Here is a 9,034-nt window from a genome sequence, read left to right as displayed (position 1 = left end):
TGCGCCGCGCGGGCGGCGCTCGCTCTAACAGGCGCTGCCATACCTTGTGGCAAACACCTGTCAGCCCTAAGGCGATCTCTGTGGGAGCTGGCTTGCCGGCGATAGGGCCAGTACGGGCCACCCAGACACCCAGGCACAAAAAAGCCCCGCACTAGGCGGGGCTATCGGATGTCACTGGCAACGCGGGCTCAGTTACCCTTCACCGGCTTGCCATCGACCGTACCATCCTGCAGTACGATCACATACTCCTTGCCATCGGTCTCCACCTGGCGCAGTTGCACCAGCAGGTAGTCCCAGTTCTTGGCAAACCACAGCTCGGTGATGCGCTTGCTCTGGCTTGGGTCGCGCACGCGCTCGACCTTCACCGCATCGACCTGGCCGGTCTTGGTGGTGACTTTTTCAGTGCCCAGCACGCGGAAGTCGTAATTGTCGATCTCGTCGCCATCGACTACCTGGTAAGTCATGCTCTTCTTGCCTGCCGCCACGTCATGCTGCAAGGCCAGCTGGTAGGAAGACTTGTCCAGTACCCCGCGGTTGAGCGGCAGGGTAATGGCGTCGCCCCGGTCGCTACCGGTGATTTTCTTGGTGTTCCAGTCGAAGTTCAGGTCGACCTTCTTGGCTTTGCCCAGGCCACCACGCTCGAAGTGGTACTTCTGTGGCAGCAGGGTGTCGTTTTCCAGGCGCAGGGTGCTTTGCTCGGTCAGGCTGGCGATCATCATGGAAGCCTTGAAGTTAAGGTCCCAGGTACCGTTGGCATTTTTGACCAGGCTGCGCTCGGCGGTGCCGCTCATGGGCAGCTGCTTCCAGTCGGCGGTGTAGCTGGCCGAGAAGGGCTTCAGATCAGCTGCCTGGAGCGGCAGGGCGAGCACGGCAAGAGCCAAGAGCAGGGCACGACGCATAAGTTCTCCTAGGATCGAATCAAGTGACCGCTGGCCGCCAGCGGCTGGCCGTCCAGTAATGCACCCTGTTCAGCAAGGCGCAAGCGGCCTTCGGCAAACCAGCGCACTGCCAGCGGGTAGATCAGGTGTTCCTGCTGGTGAACCCGCTGGGCCAGGCTTTCGACGGTGTCGTCTGGCGCCACCGGGACTACTGCCTGTACGACCAGTGGGCCGCCATCGAGTTCCTCAGTCACGAAGTGTACGCTGCAGCCATGCTCGGCGTCGCCTGCCTCCAGCGCCCGGCGGTGGGTATGCAGCCCTTTGTACCTGGGCAGCAACGACGGGTGGATATTGAGCAGGCGGCCCTGATAGTGGCGCACGAAGCCGCCACTGAGGATGCGCATGAACCCGGCCAGCACCACCAGGTCCGGGGCAAAGCCGTCAATGCACGCCATCAGCGCTGCATCGAAGGCTTCACGGCCGTCGAACCGGGTGTGGTCGAGCACCGCGCTTTCAATGCCGGCGGCTGCGGCGCGTTGCAGGCCGAAGGCATCGGCGCGGTTGGAGACCACCGCACGAATGCGCACCGGGCTGTCCTGGCCTTGGCAACTGTCGATCATGGCTTGCAGGTTGCTGCCGGAACCCGACAGCAGTACCACTACATTGCAGGTCTTGCTCGGCATCAGTGTGCCTTGAGGTTCTGCAGCTCGACCTGGGCGGCGCCTTCGGCGGCTTCGGCGATGTGGCCGATGACCCATGGCTGTTCACCGGCGGCGCGCAGTTCGTTCAGGGCCGCTTCGACCTGGTCCTGGGCCACGCAGATGACCATGCCAACGCCGCAGTTCAATACGCGGTGCATTTCGTGCTCGTCGACGTTGCCTTTTTCCTGCAGGAAGTCGAACACCGCCGGGCGCTGCCAGCTGGCCACGTCTACCACGGCCTGGGCGTTTTTCGGCAGTACGCGCGGGATGTTGTCGAGCAGGCCGCCACCGGTGATGTGGGCCATGGCTTTGACTGCGCCGGTGTTCTTGATCAGCTGCAGCAGCGGCTTGACGTAGATGCGGGTCGGGGCCATCAGCAGGTCGGTCAGCGGGGTGCCGCCCAGCTGGGTGTTCTCGATGTCGGTGGCCGACACTTCGAGGATCTTGCGGATCAGCGAGTAGCCATTGGAGTGCGGGCCGGAGGACGGCAGGGCGATCAGTGCATCGCCGGTGGCAACCTTGGAACCGTCGATGATGTCGGCTTTTTCCACCACGCCCACGCAGAAACCGGCCAGGTCGTAGTCTTCGCCTTCGTACATGCCAGGCATTTCGGCTGTTTCACCACCGACCAGCGAGCAGCCGGCCAGTTCGCAACCGGCACCGATGCCGGTGACCACGGTGGCAGCCACGTCGACATTGAGCTTGCCGGTGGCGTAGTAGTCGAGGAAGAACAGCGGCTCGGCGCCGCACACCACCAGGTCGTTGACGCACATGGCGACCAGGTCCTGGCCGATGCTGTCATGCTTGTTCAGGTTCAGCGCCAGGCGCAGCTTGGTGCCGACGCCGTCGGTGCCGGAGACCAGCACCGGCTGCTTGTAGCCGGCCGGGATCTCGCAAAGGGCGCCGAAGCCGCCCAGGCCACCCATGACTTCAGGGCGTGCGGTGCGTTTTGCCACGCCCTTGATGCGTTCGACCAGTGCTTCGCCGGCGTCGATGTCTACACCGGCGTCCTTGTAGCTCAGGGAGGGTTGCTTGCTCATTGATCCAGGCCTTTAGGAGGGAGGGATTCTTAAAAACGACCATGGCGGCCAAGGCCGGCGGGTGAGCGACGGCTGCCTGAAACGTCAGTGGTCTGTGAAGGCGCGCGATTTTATCAGGGTTGCCGGGCAGCGGCCATCCTCAGGCCGACGGGCAGGCCGGTAAATTGCTGAAAAATGGCCCGGGGTGGTTGATGGGGTTGCATATGTATAAGCTGCAACCAGCGAGCCTCAGGCCGCAAGAAAATGCAGCGCCGCGCTGTCGCTGCATTAAGCTTGTAGCGTGAAGCTCACGGCTTGAAGCACGACTGGACGGAATCCTCGATGCGCTTGATCTCTATTCTGGCAGCCGGTTGCCTGGCCCTTGTGTCGGCCGCCGCCATGGCTGAAAACGTCTCCGACCTTTACCAGGTGCACGAACCGCTTGCGGGGCAGGGCGCCGAAGCGCGTACAGCCGCTACCGGCAAGGCCCTCGAAACCCTCATCCTGCGCCTGACCGGTGACCCCAAGGCGGTGCAAAGCCCAGGGTTGGCGGGCCTGCGCAAAGACCCGCAGCAAATCATCAACCAGGTCGGCACCGAGGCGGGCCCGCCGGAATCGGTTGTGGTCGAGTTCGACCCGGGCAGTACCGAGCGCGCACTGCGCAAGGCTGGCCTGGCCTTGTGGGGGAGCAACCGGCCGTCGATCCTCAGCTGGTGGCTCAATGACAGTGTCGAAGGCAGCAGCCTGGTCGGTGATGGCCAGCCCAGTGCCCAGCCACTGCGGCGTGCCGCCCAGCACCGCGGTTTGCCGCTGCGCCTGCCGCTGGCCGACCTGCAGGAGCAATTGGTAGCCAATGCCAAGCAACTCGAAGGCAGCGACCCGGCGCCGCTGCGCGAGGCCGCCGAGCGTTACGGCGCCGACGCCATGCTGGCGGTGCATGCCCAGGAAACCGATGGCAAGTGGCAAGGTAAATGGCAACTGTGGCTGGGTGACCAGCGTGAGCAGGGCACTGCCGAGGGCGCCGACCAGGCCGCACTGGCTGATGCCGTGATGCTGGCGGTGGGCAACCGCCTTGCACCGCGTTATGTCACCCGGCCGGGGGCCAGCAGCCAGTTGCAGGTGCAGGTGCAGGGGATGAACCTGCAGCGCTACGCCGAGTTGGCTCGGGTGCTGGAACCCTATGGCCCACGCTTGCAGTTGGCTGACGGCACCACCCTGACCTACGGCGTGACCGGCAACCGTGAACAATTGCGTGCCCAGCTGGGCCTGGCCAAGTTGCAGGAGCTGCCGGTGGAACAAACCGCCGCAGTACCGGCCACGCCGGTGCCTACGGGTGGCCAGGCCCCGGCTACCGAGCCTCAACCTACACCCCCGCCGTTCGACGGCCTGCGTTTTCGTTGGTAAGGAGTACTGACATTGACTGACCTGCGTCGCTGGATCTGGCTGGGCGCCATACTGCTGGTTGTCGTGCTGCTCTATAGCTTGCACAACATTCTCACGCCCTTTCTGATCGGTATTCTGCTGGCCTACCTGGCCGACCCGCTGGTTGATTGGCTGGAGCGCCGCGGGCTGTCCCGGACCTGGGGTGTGGTGGTGGTGTTCGCGCTGTTCACCTTGCTGTTCATGGCGTTGTTGCTGGTGCTGGTGCCGATGCTGGCCAAGCAGCTGGTGCGCTTGTACGAGCTGGCGCCGCAGATGCTTGACTGGTTGCAGCACGTGGCCTTGCCGTGGGTGCAGCAGCGGCTTGGCCTGGCCGATGGTTTCTGGAAGTTCGACAAGATCAAGTCGGCTATCAGCGAGCACATGGGCCAGACCACCGACATTGTCGGGGTGGTGTTGTCGCAGGCGACCGCTTCGAGCCTGGCGCTGATCGCCTGGCTGGCCAACATGGTGATGATTCCGGTCGTGGGCTTCTACCTGCTGCGGGACTGGGACCTGATGATGGCCAAGCTGCGCAGCCTGTTGCCCCGCCAACAGGAACCCCAGATAGTCGGCCTGGCTGGCGAGTGCCATGAAGTACTGGGGGCCTTCGTTCGCGGGCAACTGCTGGTGATGGTGGCGTTGGGCATCATCTATTCGGTGGGGCTGATGCTGGTGGGCCTGGAACTGGGCCTGCTGATCGGCATGCTCGCCGGCTTGGCGGCCATCGTGCCGTACATGGGTTTCATCATCGGCATCGGCGCGGCGCTGGTGGCCGGGCTGTTCCAGTTTGGCGGCGACCTGTACCCGATGCTGGGCATTGTCGCGGTGTTCGTCATCGGGCAGGCACTGGAAGGCATGGTGCTGACACCGTTGCTGGTGGGTGACCGCATCGGCTTGCACCCGGTGGCGGTGATCTTCGCCATCCTCGCGGGGGGCGAGCTGTTCGGTTTTACCGGGGTATTGCTGGCGCTGCCGGTGGCGGCGGTGATCATGGTGCTCCTGCGGCATGTGCATGATCTTTATAAAGAGTCGGACATGTATGCCGGCGACGTCGACCCAGAGCTGTAACCCCGGCCACCGCGTCGCGGCTTCATGAGGGGCGCTCCTGTCGTGGCGCAGTGTCGGGCGTTGCAGCGCAACCTGTTGATTTTGCTTGCGCTATCGGTTGCCGCGATTGTGCGCCCCGCGTTGCGGGTATAGACTTTGCAGATTGTTCACCTAAGGCCCCCTGCGGTCTCATCGACTGCCCGCGAGCATGAAACCACCGATCCAGTTGCCCCTGGGTGTGCGCCTGCGCGATGACGCCACCTTCATCAACTACTATCCGGGCGCCAATGCTGCGGCATTGGGCTACGTCGAGCGGTTGTGCGAAGCCGACGCCGGCTGGACCGAAAGCCTTATCTACCTGTGGGGCAAACAGGGTGTCGGCCGCAGCCACCTGCTGCAGGCCGCCACGCACCGTTTCCAGCAGCGCGGTGAGCCCGCGGTCTACCTGCCACTGGCGCAACTGCTCGAGCGTGGCGTAGGGCTGCTCGACTACCTGGCGCAGTATGAACTGGTCTGCATAGACGATCTGCATGTGATCGCCGGCAAGCCAGACTGGGAAGAGGCCATGTTCCACCTGTTCAACCGCCTGCGTGACAGCGGCCGACGGCTGTTGCTGGCCGCCTCGGCATCACCGCGCGAACTGCCGGTGAAATTGCCGGACCTGAAGTCGCGGCTGACCCTGGCCCTGGTGTTCCAGATGCGTGGCCTGTCCGATGAAGACAAGCTGCGTGCGCTACAACTGCGTGCCTCGCGTCGCGGCCTGCACCTCACCGACGAAGTCGGGCATTTCATCCTTACCCGCGGTGCACGCAGCATGAGTGCGCTGTTCGACCTGCTCGAGCGCCTCGACCAGGCATCGCTGCAGGCCCAACGCAAGCTCACCATCCCTTTCCTCAAGGAAACCCTCGGCTGGTAACCCCCTGAAATCCTTGGGCCAGAGCAGCAAAACGAAAAAGTCACATCTTTTTCGATAAAATTTGCAAATGGCCATGATAGAGGGCATAGTTTCCCCCTTCTAAAGGATTACAGACACGGTCGTGCCCATGCTGAAGCGCTTTGCACCCCTCGTGCCACTCGCACTCGTGACCCTGCTTTTTGGCTGCGCGGCCCAAGGCCCGGTTTCCCAGCCCCAGGATCACACCCCTGTCGCCGCTCAGGCGGCAGTTAAAACCCAAGCCTCGCCTTCGTCGGTATTCGGCGAACCGGAAGAGCTGGCCACCGAAGATGACCTGGCGTCGTTCTCCAGCAGCAAGCCTTACCAGCTGCCGGTTCTGGCCGACAGCATCCTGGAACGCGGCATGTCGTTGATCGGCACCCGTTATCGCTTCGGCGGTACCTCGGAAAAGTCCGGCTTCGACTGCAGTGGATTCATCGGTTATCTGTTCCGCGAAGAGGCGGGCATGACCCTGCCGCGCTCCACGCGTGAAATGATCAACGTCGATGCCCCGAAAGTGGCGCGCAACAAACTCAAGCCAGGTGACCTGCTGTTCTTCAGCACCAATGGCCGCGGTCGCGTCAGCCATGCCGGCATCTACCTGGGTGACAACCAGTTCATCCACTCCAGCAGCCGCCGCAGCGGTGGCGTGCGCATCGACAGCCTCGGTGACCGCTACTGGAGCAAGACCTTCATTGAAGCCAAGCGCGCCTTGGCCATGGCGCCGACCAACATCGCGCGCAACTGATGGCAAAATGCTGTACCCTGCCACGGCGGCGGTGCTTTTGAAAAAAAGCTCGCCGCCGTGCGCATTTACAGAAAGCGTCTAATCTAATTTCTCAACTCTTTTCAGCTGCAGCGCAGCGGTCTCAGACAGGAAGTTATGGCCATGGCAACGATGGCGCGCTTCGCATTCCTCTCCTTGGCAACCTTGCTGGCTGCCTGTTCCAGCCGTGCCCCTGCGCCGGCCCCCGTGATAAAGCCCCAGGTCACCTCCTATAGCCAGGCCAGCCCCTCGCCGGTTGCCGATGACGTGTTGATTCGCGCCATTGGTCTGGTGGGCACGCCCTACCGCTGGGGTGGCAATACGCCGGATTCCGGCTTCGATTGCAGCGGCCTGATCAAGTACGTTTACCGGGATGCCGCCGGCATCAGCCTGCCGCGCTCGACGCGGGAGATGATCGTCATGCGGGCGCCCACCGTAAACCTCAACGCGTTGCAGTCCGGTGACCTGGTGTTCTTCGCTACCAGTGGCGGCTCGCAAGTCAGCCATGCAGGTATCTACGTAGGTGATGGGCGCTTCGTGCATGCCCCTTCCACGGGTGGCACCGTGCGCCTGGACTACCTGTCCAACAGCTACTGGGCCAAAGCCTACCTGCAGGCCAAGCGGGTGATTCCACAAGGGCACCTGGCGCAGAACCCCTGATAGCAGGGGATCGGGGCTACGGCGCAGTGGCGGCTGCCTTGCTCACCCGCCAGACCACGTTGCCCACATCGTCTGCCACCAGCACCGCTCCGCGTCCATCGTTGATGACACCGACCGGGCGCCCCTTGGCCTGGCCCTGTTCATCCAGGAAGCCGCTCAGCAGGTCCACCGGGCTGCCTGCAGGTTTGCCTGCGCGGTCGAACGGCACGAAAATGACCTTGTAGCCACTGTGAGGCTTGCGGTTCCAAGAGCCATGTTGCCCGACGAACGCGCCGCGCTGGAATGGCGCAGGCAGCGCACCCGGTTCGGCGAACGCCAGCCCCAGCGAGGCGGTGTGCGGCCCCACGGCATAATCGGGGACCAGCGCCTGGGCTACCTTTTGCGGCGCGGGCGGTTGCACACGGCTGTCCACATGCTGGCCGTAGTAGCTGTAGGGCCAGCCATAAAAGCCGCCGTCCTTCACGGAGGTGATGTAATCGGGCACCAGGTCGCTGCCGATTTCGTCGCGTTCGTTGACGGCAGTCCACAGGCTGCCGCTGTTCGGCTCCCAGGCCAGGCCGTTGGGGTTGCGCAGCCCGGTGGCGAACAACCGGTGCTGGCCGTTGGCCGGGTTCACTTCCCAGATCGCAGCCCGCCCTTGTTCCTTGTCCATTCCGTTCTCGGCGACATTGCTGTTTGAACCGACTGTCACGTAAAGGTGTTTGCCATCGGGGCTGGCGATCACGTTCTTGGTCCAGTGGTGGTTCAGCGGGCCGCCGGGTAGCGCAGTCACCACCTGGCCTTTGTCGGTGATGTGTGTTGCGCCGCTTTGGTAATGAAAACGCAGCAGCTTGTCGGTGTCGGCGACGTAGAGGTCATCGCCTATCAAGGCCATGCCGAACGGTGAGTTCAGCCCCTCGATGAACGGCACCTGGGTTTCTGCCGAACCATCGTGATCGGCATCGCGCAGTAAGGTGATGCGGTTGGCGCTGGGTACGCCAGCACCTGCACGCGCCATGACCTTTTTCATGGCCCAGCCGCGCAGGCCCTTGGCGTCTTCTGGCTTGGGTGGGGCATTGGTCTCGGCCACGAGAACGTCGCCGTTTGGCAGCAGGTATAGCCAGCGGGGGTGGTCGAGGCCGCTGGCGAACGCGTTCACCTGAAGGCCGGGGGCTGCCGTGGGTTTTGCATGTTCCGGCCAGCCTACTGCTGGGGCGATGTTCACGGTGGGCAGGGGCGTGCGTACGGGGGCGGGTAGCTGGGGGGATGGGCCGGTGCCGTCGTTTACACTCAGCAGGGCGGTGTCGCCGCAGGCGGTCAGGCTGGTGGCCAGCAGCCATGGTATGAGGTGTTTCATGGGCGGCGTTCTCCGCAGCGGGCTCATGAGGGTGAGAGGTCGGCCGGGCTTGCAGGGTTCCCGATGGTTTATCGCGGCCTCTGCTACGCGGACGAATACCTATGCGTCGCCTACGCGAACGAATACCCATGCGGTGTAAACGCCCACACCTTTGCAGCGCTTGAAATCTTGAGCGCTGGTTTTGATAGCGCGAAAACTCCAGCTGCGATAGCGACGCATAGTCACCTTTTCGCCCTTACGGCGAGTCACTTTTTGTCAGACGCGACAAAAA

9 protein-coding genes are annotated in these 9,034 nt (G+C 63.3%); 5 read left to right on the top strand and 4 right to left on the bottom strand.

Annotated elements, in window-relative coordinates; genetic code table 11:
• Positions 1-188: 188 nt before the first annotated feature.
• From EGJ22_RS25090 to purM, 3 genes are read right to left on the bottom strand one after another with little or no spacing between them, the layout of a single operon-like run.
• Positions 189-899: a DUF3108 domain-containing protein gene (locus EGJ22_RS25090; RefSeq protein WP_029886606.1), complete on the bottom strand. Its 711-nt coding sequence runs from the start codon at positions 897-899 to the stop codon at positions 189-191.
• Between the two features lie 8 nt (positions 900-907).
• Positions 908-1,561: a phosphoribosylglycinamide formyltransferase gene (purN, locus tag EGJ22_RS25085; RefSeq protein ID WP_009683952.1), complete on the bottom strand. Its 654-nt coding sequence runs from the start codon at positions 1,559-1,561 to the stop codon at positions 908-910.
• The gene (gene purM / locus EGJ22_RS25080) at positions 1,561-2,619 is read right to left on the bottom strand and encodes a phosphoribosylformylglycinamidine cyclo-ligase (protein WP_009683953.1); all 1,059 of its coding nucleotides are present in this window, start codon (positions 2,617-2,619) and stop codon (positions 1,561-1,563) included. The genes purN and purM overlap by 1 nt, the downstream gene beginning before the upstream one ends.
• A gap of 321 nt (positions 2,620-2,940) precedes the next feature.
• Between purM and EGJ22_RS25075 the strand changes: the two genes are divergently transcribed.
• From EGJ22_RS25075 to EGJ22_RS25055, 5 genes are all read left to right on the top strand, one after another.
• Positions 2,941-4,002, top strand: coding sequence for a DUF2066 domain-containing protein (locus tag EGJ22_RS25075; protein ID WP_125920449.1), 1,062 nt, complete (start codon positions 2,941-2,943; stop codon positions 4,000-4,002).
• A gap of 12 nt (positions 4,003-4,014) precedes the next feature.
• Positions 4,015-5,088 carry an AI-2E family transporter gene (locus EGJ22_RS25070; RefSeq protein ID WP_047150256.1) on the top strand — a complete coding sequence of 358 codons (1,074 nt, stop codon included), beginning with the start codon at positions 4,015-4,017 and terminating at the stop codon, positions 5,086-5,088.
• A 187-nt stretch (positions 5,089-5,275) separates the two neighbouring features.
• A complete protein-coding gene (hda, locus tag EGJ22_RS25065; protein ID WP_009683956.1) occupies positions 5,276-5,983 on the top strand; it encodes a DnaA regulatory inactivator Hda in 708 nt (235 codons plus the stop codon).
• Positions 5,984-6,110: 127 nt separating this feature from the next.
• Positions 6,111-6,749 (top strand): C40 family peptidase, encoded by a 639-nt coding sequence (locus EGJ22_RS25060; protein WP_009683957.1) that lies wholly within the window; start codon positions 6,111-6,113, stop codon positions 6,747-6,749.
• 141 nt (positions 6,750-6,890) lie between these two features.
• On the top strand, positions 6,891-7,427 hold the full coding sequence (locus EGJ22_RS25055) for a C40 family peptidase (RefSeq protein ID WP_033690602.1): 537 nt from the start codon (positions 6,891-6,893) through the stop codon (positions 7,425-7,427).
• Positions 7,428-7,443: 16 nt separating this feature from the next.
• Here the strand turns inward: EGJ22_RS25055 and EGJ22_RS25050 are convergent, their stop codons facing one another.
• Positions 7,444-8,763 carry a sorbosone dehydrogenase family protein gene (locus EGJ22_RS25050; RefSeq protein ID WP_047150257.1) on the bottom strand — a complete coding sequence of 440 codons (1,320 nt, stop codon included), beginning with the start codon at positions 8,761-8,763 and terminating at the stop codon, positions 7,444-7,446.
• Positions 8,764-9,034 lie beyond the last annotated feature (271 nt).

The sequence above is a fragment of the Pseudomonas sp. p99-361 genome, assembly GCF_003935475.1.
Taxonomy (GTDB): Bacteria; Pseudomonadota; Gammaproteobacteria; order Pseudomonadales; family Pseudomonadaceae; genus Aquipseudomonas; species Aquipseudomonas juntendi.
Note: the sequence above shows the minus strand (reverse complement) of the source record. Positions and strands in the feature narration are given on the sequence as shown.

What these genes read in the sequence shown, in the direction of transcription:
- purN (WP_009683952.1), bottom strand. Translation starts at nt 1,561, where the DNA reads ATGCCGAGCAAGACCTGCAATGTAGTGGTACTGCTGTCGGGTTCCGGC.
- EGJ22_RS25090 (WP_029886606.1), bottom strand. Translation starts at nt 899, where the DNA reads ATGCGTCGTGCCCTGCTCTTGGCTCTTGCCGTGCTCGCCCTGCCGCTC.
- purM (WP_009683953.1), bottom strand. Translation starts at nt 2,619, where the DNA reads ATGAGCAAGCAACCCTCCCTGAGCTACAAGGACGCCGGTGTAGACATC.
- EGJ22_RS25060 (WP_009683957.1), top strand. Translation starts at nt 6,111, where the DNA reads ATGCTGAAGCGCTTTGCACCCCTCGTGCCACTCGCACTCGTGACCCTG.
- EGJ22_RS25075 (WP_125920449.1), top strand. Translation starts at nt 2,941, where the DNA reads ATGCGCTTGATCTCTATTCTGGCAGCCGGTTGCCTGGCCCTTGTGTCG.
- EGJ22_RS25050 (WP_047150257.1), bottom strand. Translation starts at nt 8,763, where the DNA reads ATGAAACACCTCATACCATGGCTGCTGGCCACCAGCCTGACCGCCTGC.
- hda (WP_009683956.1), top strand. Translation starts at nt 5,276, where the DNA reads ATGAAACCACCGATCCAGTTGCCCCTGGGTGTGCGCCTGCGCGATGAC.
- EGJ22_RS25055 (WP_033690602.1), top strand. Translation starts at nt 6,891, where the DNA reads ATGGCAACGATGGCGCGCTTCGCATTCCTCTCCTTGGCAACCTTGCTG.